Origin of the sequence: Lactobacillus sp. M0390 (assembly GCF_016102085.1) — a bacterium.
Lineage (GTDB): Bacteria > Bacillota > Bacilli > Lactobacillales > Lactobacillaceae > Lactobacillus > Lactobacillus apis.
The window spans coordinates 1-14,064 of the sequence record NZ_JACFPH010000005.1; the positions used below are offsets into that span (position 1 = coordinate 1).

18 protein-coding genes are annotated in these 14,064 nt (G+C 36.9%); 7 read left to right on the forward strand and 11 right to left on the reverse strand.

Going from position 1 to position 14,064, the window contains the following annotated elements:
* Nucleotides 1–262: 262 nt before the first annotated feature.
* Nucleotides 263–1,264 carry an NAD(P)/FAD-dependent oxidoreductase gene (locus H3R25_RS07865; protein WP_198194892.1) on the forward strand — a complete coding sequence of 334 codons (1,002 nt, stop codon included), beginning with the start codon at nt 263–265 and terminating at the stop codon, nt 1,262–1,264.
* Nucleotides 1,265–1,275: 11 nt separating this feature from the next.
* Nucleotides 1,276–1,926 (forward strand): VTT domain-containing protein, encoded by a 651-nt coding sequence (locus H3R25_RS07870; protein ID WP_198189174.1) that lies wholly within the window; start codon nt 1,276–1,278, stop codon nt 1,924–1,926.
* 12 nt (nt 1,927–1,938) lie between these two features.
* Here H3R25_RS07870 and H3R25_RS07875 read toward each other — a convergent pair whose 3' ends face one another.
* The 5 genes from H3R25_RS07875 to H3R25_RS07895 are packed head-to-tail and all read right to left on the reverse strand — an operon-like array spanning nt 1,939 to nt 5,620.
* The gene (locus H3R25_RS07875; protein ID WP_074426392.1) at nt 1,939–2,547 is read right to left on the reverse strand and encodes a TIGR01906 family membrane protein; all 609 of its coding nucleotides are present in this window, start codon (nt 2,545–2,547) and stop codon (nt 1,939–1,941) included.
* Nucleotides 2,544–3,320 (reverse strand): TIGR01457 family HAD-type hydrolase, encoded by a 777-nt coding sequence (locus tag H3R25_RS07880; RefSeq protein ID WP_198194894.1) that lies wholly within the window; start codon nt 3,318–3,320, stop codon nt 2,544–2,546. Before H3R25_RS07880 ends, H3R25_RS07875 begins: the two co-directional genes overlap by 4 nt.
* On the reverse strand, nt 3,321–3,902 hold the full coding sequence (locus tag H3R25_RS07885; protein WP_198184049.1) for a YutD family protein: 582 nt from the start codon (nt 3,900–3,902) through the stop codon (nt 3,321–3,323). It abuts the gene before it with no gap.
* Nucleotides 3,877–5,277, reverse strand: coding sequence for a bifunctional UDP-sugar hydrolase/5'-nucleotidase (locus tag H3R25_RS07890; RefSeq protein ID WP_198194896.1), 1,401 nt, complete (start codon nt 5,275–5,277; stop codon nt 3,877–3,879). The genes H3R25_RS07885 and H3R25_RS07890 overlap by 26 nt, the downstream gene beginning before the upstream one ends.
* 10 nt (nt 5,278–5,287) lie before the next feature.
* Nucleotides 5,288–5,620 (reverse strand): hypothetical protein, encoded by a 333-nt coding sequence (locus H3R25_RS07895; RefSeq protein WP_074426388.1) that lies wholly within the window; start codon nt 5,618–5,620, stop codon nt 5,288–5,290.
* 83 nt (nt 5,621–5,703) lie between these two features.
* On the opposite strand from H3R25_RS07895, the gene H3R25_RS07900 reads away from it, so the two are divergent.
* On the forward strand, nt 5,704–7,074 hold the full coding sequence (locus H3R25_RS07900; protein ID WP_187158683.1) for a glycerophosphodiester phosphodiesterase: 1,371 nt from the start codon (nt 5,704–5,706) through the stop codon (nt 7,072–7,074).
* Between the two features lie 48 nt (nt 7,075–7,122).
* On the opposite strand, the gene H3R25_RS07905 is transcribed toward H3R25_RS07900, so the two are convergent.
* Nucleotides 7,123–8,124 (reverse strand): substrate-binding domain-containing protein, encoded by a 1,002-nt coding sequence (locus H3R25_RS07905; protein ID WP_198194898.1) that lies wholly within the window; start codon nt 8,122–8,124, stop codon nt 7,123–7,125.
* Nucleotides 8,125–8,270: 146 nt separating this feature from the next.
* Here H3R25_RS07905 and H3R25_RS07910 point away from each other — a divergent pair, with 146 nt between their 5' ends.
* The gene (locus H3R25_RS07910) at nt 8,271–9,377 is read left to right on the forward strand and encodes an aminopeptidase P family protein (protein WP_187158684.1); all 1,107 of its coding nucleotides are present in this window, start codon (nt 8,271–8,273) and stop codon (nt 9,375–9,377) included.
* A 73-nt stretch (nt 9,378–9,450) separates the two neighbouring features.
* On the opposite strand, the gene H3R25_RS07915 is transcribed toward H3R25_RS07910, so the two are convergent.
* The gene (locus H3R25_RS07915) at nt 9,451–9,828 is read right to left on the reverse strand and encodes a DUF1269 domain-containing protein (protein ID WP_074426384.1); all 378 of its coding nucleotides are present in this window, start codon (nt 9,826–9,828) and stop codon (nt 9,451–9,453) included.
* 19 nt (nt 9,829–9,847) lie between these two features.
* Entirely contained in the window at nt 9,848–10,279 is a 432-nt protein-coding gene (locus H3R25_RS07920) for a DUF948 domain-containing protein (protein WP_198194900.1), read from the reverse strand.
* Between the two features lie 113 nt (nt 10,280–10,392).
* Between H3R25_RS07920 and H3R25_RS07925 the strand changes: the two genes are divergently transcribed.
* Nucleotides 10,393–11,208 carry a mechanosensitive ion channel family protein gene (locus H3R25_RS07925; protein WP_198189168.1) on the forward strand — a complete coding sequence of 272 codons (816 nt, stop codon included), beginning with the start codon at nt 10,393–10,395 and terminating at the stop codon, nt 11,206–11,208.
* A 64-nt stretch (nt 11,209–11,272) separates the two neighbouring features.
* Here H3R25_RS07925 and H3R25_RS07930 read toward each other — a convergent pair whose 3' ends face one another.
* Complete coding sequence (locus H3R25_RS07930) at nt 11,273–11,887, reverse strand: XTP/dITP diphosphatase (protein ID WP_198194902.1); 615 nt, start codon at nt 11,885–11,887, stop codon at nt 11,273–11,275.
* A 12-nt stretch (nt 11,888–11,899) separates the two neighbouring features.
* Nucleotides 11,900–12,688: a glutamate racemase gene (gene murI / locus H3R25_RS07935; protein ID WP_198194904.1), complete on the reverse strand. Its 789-nt coding sequence runs from the start codon at nt 12,686–12,688 to the stop codon at nt 11,900–11,902.
* Nucleotides 12,689–12,766: 78 nt separating this feature from the next.
* Here murI and H3R25_RS07940 point away from each other — a divergent pair, with 78 nt between their 5' ends.
* Nucleotides 12,767–13,174 (forward strand): YslB family protein, encoded by a 408-nt coding sequence (locus H3R25_RS07940; RefSeq protein ID WP_046306141.1) that lies wholly within the window; start codon nt 12,767–12,769, stop codon nt 13,172–13,174.
* Between the two features lie 72 nt (nt 13,175–13,246).
* Nucleotides 13,247–13,621, forward strand: coding sequence for a large-conductance mechanosensitive channel protein MscL (gene mscL, locus H3R25_RS07945; protein ID WP_074426378.1), 375 nt, complete (start codon nt 13,247–13,249; stop codon nt 13,619–13,621).
* Between the two features lie 78 nt (nt 13,622–13,699).
* Here the strand turns inward: mscL and trxA are convergent, their stop codons facing one another.
* Complete coding sequence (trxA, locus tag H3R25_RS07950) at nt 13,700–14,011, reverse strand: thioredoxin (protein ID WP_074426377.1); 312 nt, start codon at nt 14,009–14,011, stop codon at nt 13,700–13,702.
* Nucleotides 14,012–14,064 lie beyond the last annotated feature (53 nt).

Below are 14,064 nucleotides of genomic sequence, written 5' to 3' on the forward strand. Positions count from 1 at the left end.
CAGCGCCTTAGATATTTAATCAGATCTTGTTCTCTTTGTCAAGAACTTTTTTCTGACCGCTATCTTCGACTTGCCTTAGCAGCGTTTGTTATCTTACTAAACCTGCTAACTTTTGTCAACTGGTTTTGCTTGATTTTTTTGTCGTTCAATCGCTCGAGCTATTGTGCCCTATGTCCTGACGACAGTTATTAATACTAGCAACTATTTCTCTTTTTGGCAAGTACTTTTTTCGATTTATTCCTGATGATTATCTTTTTCAATCATGTTAAAGTTATTATATCAGCGTTTAGAGGAGGTTTTAAAAATCAAAAAATTTGATACAGCAATTATTGGTGCTGGACCAATAGGATTGTTCTGCGCTAGTTTTGCACACCTACATGGATTAAAAACAGTTACTTTTGAAGCTTTAAAAGAAATTGGGGGACAACCAAAACTTCTATATCCTTTTAAGGAAATATTTGATATTCCTGTTTTTGGAAAAATATCTGGTCAGGAATTAACTGATCACTTAATTGATTCCGCCAAGGATAAGACTACTTTTCAATTGAACCATCAAGTAACATCAATTGAAAAGAATGATCAAGGATTTATTATCGATAATGATTTTCAAGTAAAGAGTATTATTATCGCCACTGGAACAGGTTCATTTTCTCCCAAAAAGTTCCCTCTGAAGATGGATGAAGCCATTGAAAAGCGTGTCCATTACTTTGTTAAAGACCCGAGTCACTTTGCTGAAAAATCAATCGGCGTTTTTGGTGGCGGAGATTCTGCACTTGACTGGGCACTTGAATTAGCAAAACAACCCGGAACTAAAATCAATTTAATTCATCGAAGGGCAGATTTCCGCGGTTTAGAATCAACATTGCAAGAACTCAAAAGTTTAAAAAATGTTCAAGTTCTCACTCCTTATCTTCCTAAAACGATTGCAATACGAAATAATCAACTTGATATCGGACTTAAGCAGGTCGGTCAAACTGAGTTATTACAAAAGCAGTTCGATCAAATAGTCGTTGCTTATGGCTTTCGCGCGAATAATAGTATTGTCCGCAAATGGGGTGTTGACCTTGAAGACGGCCATATTAAAGTTTCGCGTGAAATGGAAGCTAACATCCCTGGCATTTATGCGATTGGAGATGTAGCAGCTTATCCTGGCAAAGTTCCGGTCATCGGTCTTGGATTTGGCGAAGCACAGATTGCAGTAACTGCAATTATGCGTGCACTATTTCCCGAAAAGACTTTAACCATTCATTCAACCAGTATTTAGGAGCAACATATATGACAATAATCAATTTTATTCTTCACATTGATCACCATCTGATTGAAATAGTCAACCAGTTTGGCAGCTGGACATACTTGATTATTTTTGCCATTATTTTTATTGAAACTGGATTAGTCATTTTCCCTTTTTTGCCAGGTGATTCATTGATTTTCGCCGCTAGTTCAATGGCAGTCAATCCAAAATATCACCTCAACATTTGGCTCGTGTATTTTGCAGTTTTACTAGCCGCAATACTCGGTGATGCATGCAACTATGAAATCGGGGCACGATCGGTCAAGGCCGGAGCGAAACACTCCTGGTTTAATAAGCTAATTAATCAAAAAAATCGTGAAGCAGCCGAGCGATTTTTTGAGCGGCATGGCTCAATCACAATTGTAATTGGTAGGTTCATCCCCTTTATTAGGACATTTGTTCCTTTTATCTCTGGTGGTAGTAAAATGCACTACGGTACGTTTGCCATTTACAATATTATTGGCGGCATTATCTGGAGTGGACTCTTTACAATTATTGGTGCCTTATTCGGCAACATCCCATTTGTTAAAGATCATTTCTCAATGTTAATTCTAGCAATCATACTTATTTCAGTTTTACCAATTTTAATTGTTGGCTTAAAAAAACGAATGACACAAAAAAAGGAGCTCCATTAATGGAGCTCCTTTTTATTTTTTCAATAATTGATTTACAAAATATAATTCATAAATAATTCCGCCCACAGCAAAACATGACGCAAAAAAGCCTTCTGTAAGTACGTTAATAATTGGATCGGTTGATGGATCAAATAACCATGTGTTACTACCGGCGAAAAATAAATGGTGAAAAGTAATAAAAAAATCGTCAAAGTTAGTTAAAGCAAACGGTAATACAACAATTGGTAAAAGTAGAAAGAGTAAAGCCCAAACCTTATCAAGTTTAAGTGCTTTGCTTTTTTTGTTTTTAGTAATTAAGAAAATTATTAGGCAGCACAAAAACGCAAAAACCGCTAAAATAAACAGTCTCTTTACTTCCGCAAAGTGTTGCGCCGCCATTACTGAAGTTGGGAAATTGCTCATATGCAAATGCTGCTTAAATGGCCAAACCAAATAACCCATCAGTTGATTGTAGTTATGAATTACTTGCCCAACTGATAGGTTGACAGTTTTATAAGTCTTTTGAACAATGACAAAAACAAGTAGTAAGGGCCAGCTTGCAATTATTGCACCAACAACACTACTAGTAATACCGAATATGAAATGAAACATTACGGCTAAAATGGGATTGCTTTTTTTCATAGTTCAACCTCATCTAAATCATCAACTAAAATTGTTGGCTGCTTTTTATCAACAATATCATCTGGCTGAGTAATTCCTGTTGTAACTAGCAGTTGGTCCACTTTACTGTTAAATCCAGCTTTGATATCTGTATCATAATTATCACCCACAATTAGTGCGTCTTCTTTTGAACAACCCATTTTTTGCAAAACACGTTCAATGATAATTTCGGAAGGCTTCCCAATGAACAGTGGCTCTACTCCAGTTGCCGTGGCGATCATCGCACACTGCGAACCGTTTCCGGGTAGTAAGCCATTTTCACTCGGTAAATTGACATCAGCATTTGTCCCAATAAACTTCGCGCCATTTCTAATTGCGTTAGTAGCAACTTGAATTTTGTGGTAAGTCAAATCAGTGTCCATTCCTACCACTACATAATCTGGCTTCTCTTCGTTGATTTCAAATTCAGGGTGGCTGAGGAATTCATGCCATAAACCAATTTGTCCAATTAAATAAACACCAATTTTGCCACTATCAGTCTCTTTTTCATTTAGCAAATAACTAGTGGTCGCCATGCAAGGTGTATACACATGTGAAGTATCTGCCGTTACTCCATGCCCAGCCAACTTATCTACAACCATTTGCGGTGTACGCGTTGTATTATTAGTCAAAAAAAGATAATTTTTGCCAGCTGCCTCAAGTCGATGAACAAATCTTACACCAGATGCAATAGTCTCTTTTCCGCGATAGATTGTTCCATCCAGATCAATTAAAAACAATTGATAATCTTTCACTTAATTGCTACCTTTCCTCTTTTTGATTACAAAAGTATGATTATTAGCTTGTGCCTTTTTCACTGTAACTGTTTTTGGCTTTTTGATGCGTGACGCACTCTTTTTATACTTTTTAAAAGTAGCAGTCTTATTGTTAGGCGCAGTTTGCTTCTTATAGCGGGTTACACTGGTACGTCTTTTAAACTTAGTATTTCGGTAGTGATGCACTGGGCTCACCAGTTGCAAAATAAAATAGCCACCACCAGGATTACAGTATTCCATCAAATAATCAGCAATTGTCTGTTCCTTGCGGTCAATTGCCGTTTGTACTTTATCTTTAAAAAAGCCTTTTAGGCGCAAGTGTTCACTTGAAACATCACCCACAATATAATCATATTGATCTAAATAAGGGTCATATTTTTTACTTAAAAGTTCAGTATCAAGCGCTTCTTGTTTATCCACAAGTACTTGATACAGTTGCTTGTTAATTTTGATTTGCTTGCCAACTATTTTGACTGCAGCAAGTGGATGACGAAGCGGCTGCTGTTCCTCAAACTTATTTTCTTTTTTTGGCTCATCAATTTGGCTCTTTTGGTCCGCCATTAGTTTCACTTCCTATTATCGGATATTTTTTAGCTAAATAATCACCAATTACTTCACGCAAAAATTGTGGGAATAAAAATTGATTATCCCCCACAATTGCAAGCGTAGGGAAAAAAGGCACCAAAACATAGTGGTCCAAAACAGCGATTTGATATTCTTTTGCTGGGTTTATTTCCTTTCCCCCAACAAAAACCGCTTTGCTTAGTGGATCAAACTTTATTCCGCGATAGTGCATTTGACCAAATACTTTTCCCCGAAAACTCATCCCTTGAAGTGGAAAATGATCAAGGTAATGGCGATTTTTTTCGATTTCCATTACAAGGCGCCATAGGTCACTACCTTTTAATATTGAACGCACAACATGCATTGAATGAGGTAATATTTTTTGCAAATCATACTTAGTTATGATGCCTTTTTTAAAGGGTTCTAAAAACAAGCCAGTGCTTAACATTGCAAGATCTGTTCCAGCAAAATCAGCAATCGCATCTAGAGACACATCAATTGCTGCCTCACGGTCACCATCATATTTTTCTGGTAAATCTGCAACTTTCTCTTGGCTTAGGATTTCTTTTCCACGTTCTCGGTAACCTAAAATGGTTTTTTGATCATCATCATGTTCTCTCATCGAACTTGTAGCTACAACATGTGGTGAGATTCTTTGAATATGGTGCTTGTCATCAATTTCCACATGAATATTTCCTACATAATGACCCCATTTACCAGTTTGAGTAATCCAAACACCATTTACATTTCTGCCATGTGGTAACAAGTCATGCGTATGACCACCAATAATTAAATCAATTTGTGGATAATTATGGGCCAAAAAGGAATCCATATTAAGACCAACATGTGTCAATAGGATTAAAACATCATATTTTCCTTTAATTTTGGGTAGAACTTCATCCATCGCATCTTTTAGCATTTTAACGTGCCAATGATTAGGTTCATAAGATAAGGGATAGGCAGCCGTTAAACCAATTAATGCAATTCTTGTGCCTTTTTTGGTTGTCAGAATTTTATCTTGCACCGCCCAATGCGGCATTAATTCATCTTCTTCACGTAAGTTAGCAAGAACTACAGGAAAATTGGCATGATCAAAAAGGTGCTCAACTACTTCATGCGAGTTCGATATTCCCTCATTGTTGCCAATTGTGATGGCATCGTAATTAAACGAATTCATCAATTTAATATTAGCTTGACCATAAGTTGCATCAGTTAATGGATGGGATCTATCCATGAAGTCACCAGCATCAAACGTTAGCACCTGGTCGACAGTCTTATCTTGTTGCGCCTTTTTCAGATAACGACCGATTTTAGGAAAGTTTTCAAAATGTGAGTGCAAATCATTAGTATGTAAAATGCGAAGTTTTTCCATCTCTTGTCCCCTAACCGATCTGATTCGATTTCAAAATCATTTCGTACGCATCCAAGACTTTACCCTTTGGCTTATCCCATTCAACCCAATCAGGATTTTTCCAATCATCCTCATTGGTTAATGTTTCAAGGTGGTAGTTTTTGTTAATATACTCTTCATAAGTGATCAACGCTTTAGTACGTGGAATATTTAGTTGCAAGATGCGCACATTTTTTATATTCCCGTGATCAACCGCCAGTTCGGCTATCCCATTTTGATCAATGTTAGAAATTTCAAAGTATTTACTGCCATCATTGCGTGTGATTTCTTCAATTAAATCTAATTCTTCATACTCTTGCTTCATCTAAATTATCCCTAAAATTAAACTGTTAAATATAGCAAAAAATGTGTAACCATGCTATCGTAATAAACAATAGAGGTGTACACATGAAACGTAAAAGCCATGTATTTACGGCTATTTTTCTTACCATAATCTTTTTGACAAGTAGTGGTTTTACTGTTGTCGGGCACCGCGGCGATCCCACGAAATATCCTGAAGAAACAATCCAGAGCGATGATTCCGCCTTTAATTCAGGTGCTGATTACGTTGAACTCGACCTTCATCTTTCAGCAGATGGACAACTGGTCGTCTCACATGATGATGATTTATATCGAGTTACTCATACACATGCAATTGTATCACAAAATACTTGGCAGGCACTTAGCCAATTAACATATGATAATGGTGAACATGTGATGAGTCTGGATGAGTTATTTGAACACTATCAAAAAAAGCCAAATACCAAATTTGTTTTAGAAACCAAAATTGATCATTCAATTGATCCGTCTTACCAACTAGAAGATGAAATTGCTGCAACAATTAAAAAATATCATATGGAAAAAAGGGTTATGATTCACTCTTTTTCGGCGGCAAGCTTATTTCACTTTCGGAAAATCATGCCAGATGCGTACCTAATTTTACTTGTCGGCAGTCTTAAGCGAATCAACTTTAGTAATCTACCACAAGTCGATGCGGTTAATGTTTCGTCGGACTTGATTTTAAATCACTCTTGGCTAATTCACTGGCTTCATCGCATCAACAAGCAAGTTTATGTTTGGGCAGAAATGGATGAATCACCTGAATTATGGCATTGGCTGATCAATAAAAATATTGATGGCGTTGTAACCAACTTTCCAAGTACCGGTTTTAAATATAAGCTGGCTAAGCAAGGCACTAAGAAATACGACATTCATCGTAACGGCATCTATTTTGGTAAAGAAAAAACAGCGACAATGATGAATCCATACGTCAGGGTTAAACAAAAAAAGTATGTTAAACCTGGTCAAAAATTGGAAGTAATGTACGGCGTCCGTGCCCACAATCAGCTCTATTATCAAATAGACAATCAGACCTTCATTTCCGCCGAGTTTGTTAACCTTGATTTAAAGCAACAGGATGTTGCTCCATACCAGGACAAGCAGATACTGGCCAAACCCCAACACAAAGTACCAATTTATCGCTTACCGGAAAATCAAGCAAAAACCAAAAAGGAAATGCCAATTAATACTTTGTATAAAATTCAGAACTTTAATGGAAGTCCAAAAAGCATGTGGCTATACACCTCTTTAGGTTGGGTTAAGGCTCGCGATATTCTTTTCTATGGCTTCTTTGACGGAACTAGTTGGCATAATTACAATAAGCTGCCTAGAATTAATCGTTACACTAATATCGCTCTACTGGAATATCTACCTTTACAAGCACCAAAGACTCTAAATCTTACTCAACAGATTAGAGCAACTTGGAAGTTAAATAATTAAAGGCAACAAAAAATCGATTCACTTCATAATGAATCGATTTTTTGTTTATTATTTATTTGCCGTACTTTGCTTTTTCAACAATTCATATGGCAATTCAATTTGCTTTTGGTCAATTTCTTCGTTGTTCATTAGCTTAGTTAGCAATCTCATTGCCACAGCACCAATATCATAAAGTGGTTGACGAATGGCTGTCAGTGCTGGTCTAACGACAGACGCAATTTGCGTTGCACTAGCAGTAACAATTTCCATTTCTTCAGGAATCTTTGTACCCGCATCAGTTGCAGCATTTAAAATGCCGACAGCGGTAATATCTCGGGTAACGATTACACTATCAATGCCATCCTGACGCAATTGGGAATATAGATTATAGCCATCAGAATGGTCTTTAATATTGCTATAAATGTGCCCTTCACCCAAGTTATGATCAACCATAAACTTCTTATATGCTGGAATGCGGTTTTCTGCATTTACGACTGTATCTGGATCATCTAATACAAGCGCTAAGTTCTTCTTACCATCGTTATAAAGTAAGTTTAATGACTCTGTGTCAGCCTTCATGTAGTCAATTGCAACTGACGGAAACTCTTGGTGATTACTTTTAGTACCAGCTAAAACAACCGGTGTATCTGTACGCTTGAAAGCTTCGGCAGCTTCTTCTGGTAAATTATCTGACATGTAAATTATGCCGTCAACTTGCTTGTTCAATAGACCCTGAATTGCTTGATCTTCCTTCATTAAGCGGTTTTCAATACTAGTAATGATGATATTATACTTGTACAGTAATGCGATATCATCGATTCCCTTTGAAAGCTCAGCAAAGTAAAGGTTAGTTAAATCTGGAACGATTAGTCCAACCGTTGTTGTTCGTTTAGAGGCAAGCCCTTGCGCTACTGCATTTGGCTGGTAGTGCAGCCGGTTGATCACCTTTAATACACGTTCACGTGTATCTTTACGAACATTGGTATTGCCATTAACTACTCGTGAAACGGTCGCCATCGACACTTTAGCTTCGCGAGCAACGTCATAAATTGTAATATCTTGTTTACGCATCTCTAATCCCCTATCTTGAATACTCCTAACAAATTTATCATGATTTCCCAAAAAGTGCAAACGTTTACAGCTATTCTTTCATTTTTTCATTGCTATAACATGATATACTTTTCATAATTAATTACTTGATATGAAAGGAAAAGTTTATGAATTTAAACAAATTACAAGAATGGCTGCAAGCATCTGGCAATGATGTTGCTTATATTTCCAATCCAACCACAATCGCTTATTTTACTGGCTACGACATGGAACCACACGAGCGTATCTTTGCTCTTCTAGCATTTAAAGATAGCGATCCATTTGTTTTCGTTCCTGCCTTAAATGTTGAAGAAGCTAAAAATTCTGCTTGGGATGGTGATGTCTTCGGCTACCTTGATTCAGAAGACCCATGGGCAGTAATTGCAGATAAAATTAAAGGTAGGACTTCAGAATACCAAAAATGGGCACTAGAGAAAAATAATTTGTCTGTAGCACATTTCCAACTGATGCATGAACAATTCCCAGACGCAAATTTTGATGGTGATGTTTCAAACTTTATTGCTAAAATTCGACTATATAAAACACCAGAAGAAGTTAAACAATTACAAGCTGCCGGACGCGAAGCAGATTTTGCTTTTGAGATTGGTTTTAACGCAATTAAAACTGGTGTAACCGAGCGCTATATTGCTGGACAAATTGAATATCAATTAAAGGTGCAAAAAGGTGTTATGCAAGAAAGTTTTGAAACAATTGTTCAAACCGGGGCAAATGCAGCTAATCCACACTTAGGTCCAACAATGAATAAAGTTCAACCTAATGAACTCGTTTTATTTGATCTTGGAACTATGCATAACGGCTACGCATCAGACGCCAGTAGAACAGTTGCCTACGGTGAACCAAGTGCTAAAGCTAAAGAAATCTATGAAATTGATCGTGAAGCACAGCAAGCCGCAATTGATGCAGTTAAGCCTGGCATGACCGCTTCTGAGTTAGATGGAGTTGCACGTGACATCATTACAAAGGCTGGCTACGGCGAATACTTCATTCACCGTTTAGGTCACGGAATTGGTAAAGACGTTCATGAGTACCCTTCAATTGTTGGTGGCAATGACTTGGTAATCGAGGAAGGTATGTGCTTCTCGATTGAACCAGGAATTTATCTTCCAGGCGTTGCTGGTGTTAGAATCGAAGACTGTGGTGTTGTAACTAAAGACGGTTATGAACCATTTACTCATACCAGCAAGGAACTTAAATACATCCCACTTAGTGATTAAGATTTACAAGAACTAAAAATGCACTAACAGAATTTAACTTCCTGCTAGTGCATTTTTTATTAAGCAATTTTAATTATGGTCTTGCTAAAGGATCTTCTTTAGGAAAAGCATCTGGTCTCTCAGGTGCTTCAGCGTTGTGTAAATCACTTACTGAATCCTCAGCTTTATCAGCTAACATTGGATCATCGTCTGAAGAGTTATCAATCACGATATCATCAAAGTCTTTCAATTCAGAATCATCTTCAACATTTTTTGGGAATGAAGCTAATTGATTTTTCACGACTTCAGTACCATTGTCATATTTCTTCTTAAGGTCTTGAACAGTGTCATTGTCCTTAACTTTTTTCTTCAAATCATCGATTTGTTCATCACTAACTAATAATGAGCCAGCTAGAAAACCTGCTGCACCACCAATGATTGCACCTAAAACAAAGTTTGTAAATTTCTTCATTGTAAAAAACTCCTTTTTTCTATTCTTTACCCTTGCGACGTTTCCTACGCGCAAACATTGACGATAAAGCAGAAGATACGAACCCGTTACCACTATTTAAATGAAAGTTGCTAACCCGCTTTGCCATCTTACGTGAAGAGGCGTTCACATCTGAGACACTTTCACCTAAATCAGCAGCAGCCTTGACAACAGGATCCAAAGTCTCCATCTTAACATTGACATCTGCTAAAAGCACATTGGTCTTATCAAGCAAGTCACTTGTTTGATGGGCCAAAACATCAATATCTTTTGAGATTTGTTCAAGTGATTCGTTGGCAGCTTTGATTGTTTGATTCGCTTGCTTTGCTGCTTTTGCAGCGTGGATAAGTACAGGAATTGTGAAAAGTATCAAAACTAATAATGCCGCAGCGGCAATCAACCCTGCTACTTCACCATAAGATATATTCTCCATCTTCTACCTCCAATTCTATACCTTAAAAAAAGTCTAGCATGAAAATGCTTCAATCTCAATCTATATGTAATATTTTGCTATGATTAATATGCATATAAGAAAGGCGGGAAACCATGAAACCGACATTTCAACTAAATCAAAGAAATTTAAAATTTAATTGGGACCAAATTGGTACGCAAGTGTTGACTGTGGTTTGGCAGCTTGCCATCTCCACAATTATCTTCTTCTTAATTTCTCATTTTGGCAAAAAAATAATTAATCATTATTGGAAAAACAGCAAAAGACCCCAAAATAAGCGGTCTAAGACAGTTGCTGCCCTAATTAATAGTATTTTTTCCTACACTGTAATTTTCTTTTACCTCTTTGCAGTTTTATCAATTCTGGGTGTTCCAATCGGCACCTTGCTCGCAAGTGCTGGTATTTTCTCACTTGCATTAGGGATGGGCGCACAAGGCTTTGTTAGTGACCTCGTCAACGGCTTCTTTATTTTAAGCGAAGATCAATTTGACGTGGGTGACCTTGTTCAAATAAACAATCAAACAGGTGTAGTGATTCAACTGGGACTCAGAACTACTAGACTCAAAGGCACCGATGGTTCTATTATCTATATTCCTAATCGTAACATCTCAATTGTTCAGAATCTCGCACACGGTGGTATTGGCCTTGATATTGAACTGCAGTTAAAAGTTGATAATGACTTCAATTATGTTCGAGAATTGATCGATCAGGTTAACTCACAAAATGAGGGCAAAGAAAAAGCGCTTATTCAAAAACCATTAATTGTTGGGGTTACTTCTCAAACTGCTCAAACAGTGAAATATGTTGTTCATTTTCAAGTCAAGCCAGGCAATGAAAAAGCAGTGCAAGACCGCTATTTATCTGAGTATTTAAAAACTTTACAGGCACATGACATCAATTTAGCGCAATAAAAAAGGCTAATTACATTAAGTTCGTAACAAACGACATACTTTAGTGTAATTAACCTTTTTTTGTTTAAAACTGGGCTAGCCAGGTCGGAAATTCCTCAAGCAGCTTTTGGATTGCTCGACCACGATGTGATAGTCCATTTTTTTCAGCAACCGTCATTTGAGCAAAAGTCTTACCTTTTTCTGGCACATAAAAAAGTGGATCGTAACCAAAACCATCTTCACCTTCTGGTGCCACCAGAATTCGACCCGCGCACTGTCCAGAAACAACTAAGTCATGTTCAAATTCGCCCGGATAGGATGCCACAATTGTTGTATTAAATTTGGCCGTTCTCTTTTCTGATGGAACTCCACCGAGCTCAACTAACAATTTAGCATTATTTTTTTGATCATTGTGCTCTTCACCAGCAAAACGTGCTGAGCGCACCCCAGGTGCACCATCAAGTGCATCAACCATCAAACCAGAATCATCAGCAATCGTAATCATGTTACTAAATTCGGCCAAAGCATGTGCTTTTAGCTTCGCATTTTGCTCAAAAGTCGTTCCGTATTCTTCAACGACAGGTGGATGCTTTAAATCTGCATTAGTCTTGATTTGAACGTCAATCATAGCCTGTTTGAAGGCCTCTTGAAGCTCTCTTACTTTTCCTTGATTAGTTGTAGCAAATAAAATTTCTTTCATTTTTTGTCCCTTTTATACTTGAATTGCGTTGAAATTAGGATCAGCGAGAATTTTCGCACCCAATTTATTTACTTTTTTGACATCCCCAGTTGTAAAGTACTCATGCTTGCCCAAATTTGGCCGTTCACATGTTGCTCCTTTGGTCTGCAATAATTCTTCTGTATATCTGGCAATCTCATCAGCAGGATTGATTAATTGCACGTTTTTAGGTAAACACTGTGCAAATTGCTTTTGAATAATTGGATAATGGGTACAGCCCAAGATTAATGTATCAAAACTCTTCTTTTGTAATGGTTCTAGTGTTTCCTTTAAAACAGGTAAAATGTCCGCTGGTGTAGCATTATTTTCGATTAGCGGCACTAACTTAGGAGCAGCTAATTCTGTAGCTTCAATTGTAGGATCAAGCGCCGTAATTTCTTTTTTGTAAGCGTGCGAGGTCGCCGTCATTTGAGTTCCGACAACAGCAATATGCTTATTTTTAGTCGCACGTATTGCAGCGATGCTGCCAGATTTAATCACACCAATCAGCTTAGTGTTAGTTTCATTTTGGATAACATCTAATGCAACCTTAGTTGCCGTATTACAGGCAAAAATAATCAATTTAACATTTTTACTCAATAAAAATTCAACACTTTGTCTCGTTAATTCAGTGATTTCTTCTTTAGTTTTATCACCATATGGAATATGTGCATTATCACCAATAAAAACTGTTGCTTCATTTGGCATTTGCGCAATAATTTTTTTAACTACCGTTAAACCGCCAACACCAGAATCTAACAACCCGATTGGCCGATTATCCATAATATAAAATCCCCTTATTTTTTCTATTTCAATCAATTTTAAGGTAAAATATAAGAAAATAAAAGGGATGAATTCTTAATGCAAGACAATCAGCAACAAAGTGAACACGTATATTTTGTTAATCAGTTATATCGCGACTTTCTTTTACCAACTATTTTGGGTGAAACGAGCGAAGAAATTTTATATTGGGGCGGCAAAAGAATCGCTCGTAAATATGATTTAGCTTCCTTTGAAGATGTTAATAGTTTCTTTGAAACAACTGAATTTGGCACTTTAACTAAAATAAAGGAACGCAGAACAGAAATTGATTTTGAATTAGCAGGCCAAAGCGTTACCGACCGGCTTAATAGTGACAGCCAAGAGTTTTCGCTTGAAGCAGGAATCATTGCGGAGGCAGTTGAAAAAGAAACTGGCCGCACAACTGAATGCGAATTAGAAATTGATCACAAAAATAATTTAGTTCACATAGCAGCCAAATTTGATTAAATTAAAAAGCAGCTTAATTGAGTTTCTTGCCATCTTTGCTCTATGATTAAAGTGAGAATGGAGGAAAAAATTATGCTGAAAGAATTTAAGCAATTTATTGAACGTGGCAATGTAATTGATTTAGCAGTCGGTGTTATCATCGGCGGTGCATTCACCAATATTGTAAATTCATTAGTATCCAACCTAATCAACCCACTTATCGGTCTATTTATCGGTCGAATCGACTTATCCAACTTAGTTTTGAAAGTTGGCGGTGCAACATTTAAATATGGTGCATTTATCAATACGGTGATTAATTTCTTAATTATCGCCTTTATTGTTTTCCTGCTTGTCAAAGCAGTCAACAAAGTAACTAGACCTAAACCTGCTGAGCAAAAACCAGCTCAACCTACTTCAGAAGATTACCTAAAACAAATTCGTGATCTTTTACAAGCTAGAAACAACTAATAGTGATCTGTTCGTCACTTCCAAAGTTAGAGCAATCAAAAAACCTTCTGCTAATTGCAGAAGGTTTTTCCTATACTTTTAATCTGTGTATTGATTCAAAATTTGATCAAGCTTTGCCTTAGGTGTGTAACCTGTCAAGCGATCAACTATTTCACCATTCTTTTTGATGATTAAAGTTGGAATTGCCATTACACCTAAAGAACTTGGTGTGTCTTTATTTTCATCAACATCCATCTTGGTGAATTTAACATCTTGACGCTCTTCAGCTAATTCATCAATAACTGGTGATTGCATTTTGCAAGGACCACACCATGTTGCCCAAAAGTCAGTTAGGACAACGCCATCTTTAGTTTCTTCTTCAAAGTTTTGATCTGTAAGTTCATCAACCATGAGTAAAACCTCCCTAAATAGTTGTAGCTTTTCATAAGTAATTTAATTATAGC

What these genes read in the sequence shown, in the direction of transcription:
- H3R25_RS07865 (WP_198194892.1), top strand. Translation starts at nt 263, where the DNA reads ATGTTAAAGTTATTATATCAGCGTTTAGAGGAGGTTTTAAAAATCAAA.
- H3R25_RS07870 (WP_198189174.1), top strand. Translation starts at nt 1,276, where the DNA reads ATGACAATAATCAATTTTATTCTTCACATTGATCACCATCTGATTGAA.
- H3R25_RS07875 (WP_074426392.1), bottom strand. Translation starts at nt 2,547, where the DNA reads ATGAAAAAAAGCAATCCCATTTTAGCCGTAATGTTTCATTTCATATTC.
- H3R25_RS07885 (WP_198184049.1), bottom strand. Translation starts at nt 3,902, where the DNA reads ATGGCGGACCAAAAGAGCCAAATTGATGAGCCAAAAAAAGAAAATAAG.
- H3R25_RS07890 (WP_198194896.1), bottom strand. Translation starts at nt 5,277, where the DNA reads ATGGAAAAACTTCGCATTTTACATACTAATGATTTGCACTCACATTTT.
- H3R25_RS07895 (WP_074426388.1), bottom strand. Translation starts at nt 5,620, where the DNA reads ATGAAGCAAGAGTATGAAGAATTAGATTTAATTGAAGAAATCACACGC.
- H3R25_RS07900 (WP_187158683.1), top strand. Translation starts at nt 5,704, where the DNA reads ATGAAACGTAAAAGCCATGTATTTACGGCTATTTTTCTTACCATAATC.
- H3R25_RS07905 (WP_198194898.1), bottom strand. Translation starts at nt 8,124, where the DNA reads ATGCGTAAACAAGATATTACAATTTATGACGTTGCTCGCGAAGCTAAA.
- H3R25_RS07910 (WP_187158684.1), top strand. Translation starts at nt 8,271, where the DNA reads ATGAATTTAAACAAATTACAAGAATGGCTGCAAGCATCTGGCAATGAT.
- H3R25_RS07915 (WP_074426384.1), bottom strand. Translation starts at nt 9,828, where the DNA reads ATGAAGAAATTTACAAACTTTGTTTTAGGTGCAATCATTGGTGGTGCA.
- H3R25_RS07920 (WP_198194900.1), bottom strand. Translation starts at nt 10,279, where the DNA reads ATGGAGAATATATCTTATGGTGAAGTAGCAGGGTTGATTGCCGCTGCG.
- H3R25_RS07925 (WP_198189168.1), top strand. Translation starts at nt 10,393, where the DNA reads ATGAAACCGACATTTCAACTAAATCAAAGAAATTTAAAATTTAATTGG.
- H3R25_RS07930 (WP_198194902.1), bottom strand. Translation starts at nt 11,887, where the DNA reads ATGAAAGAAATTTTATTTGCTACAACTAATCAAGGAAAAGTAAGAGAG.
- murI (WP_198194904.1), bottom strand. Translation starts at nt 12,688, where the DNA reads ATGGATAATCGGCCAATCGGGTTGTTAGATTCTGGTGTTGGCGGTTTA.
- H3R25_RS07940 (WP_046306141.1), top strand. Translation starts at nt 12,767, where the DNA reads ATGCAAGACAATCAGCAACAAAGTGAACACGTATATTTTGTTAATCAG.
- mscL (WP_074426378.1), top strand. Translation starts at nt 13,247, where the DNA reads ATGCTGAAAGAATTTAAGCAATTTATTGAACGTGGCAATGTAATTGAT.
- trxA (WP_074426377.1), bottom strand. Translation starts at nt 14,011, where the DNA reads ATGGTTGATGAACTTACAGATCAAAACTTTGAAGAAGAAACTAAAGAT.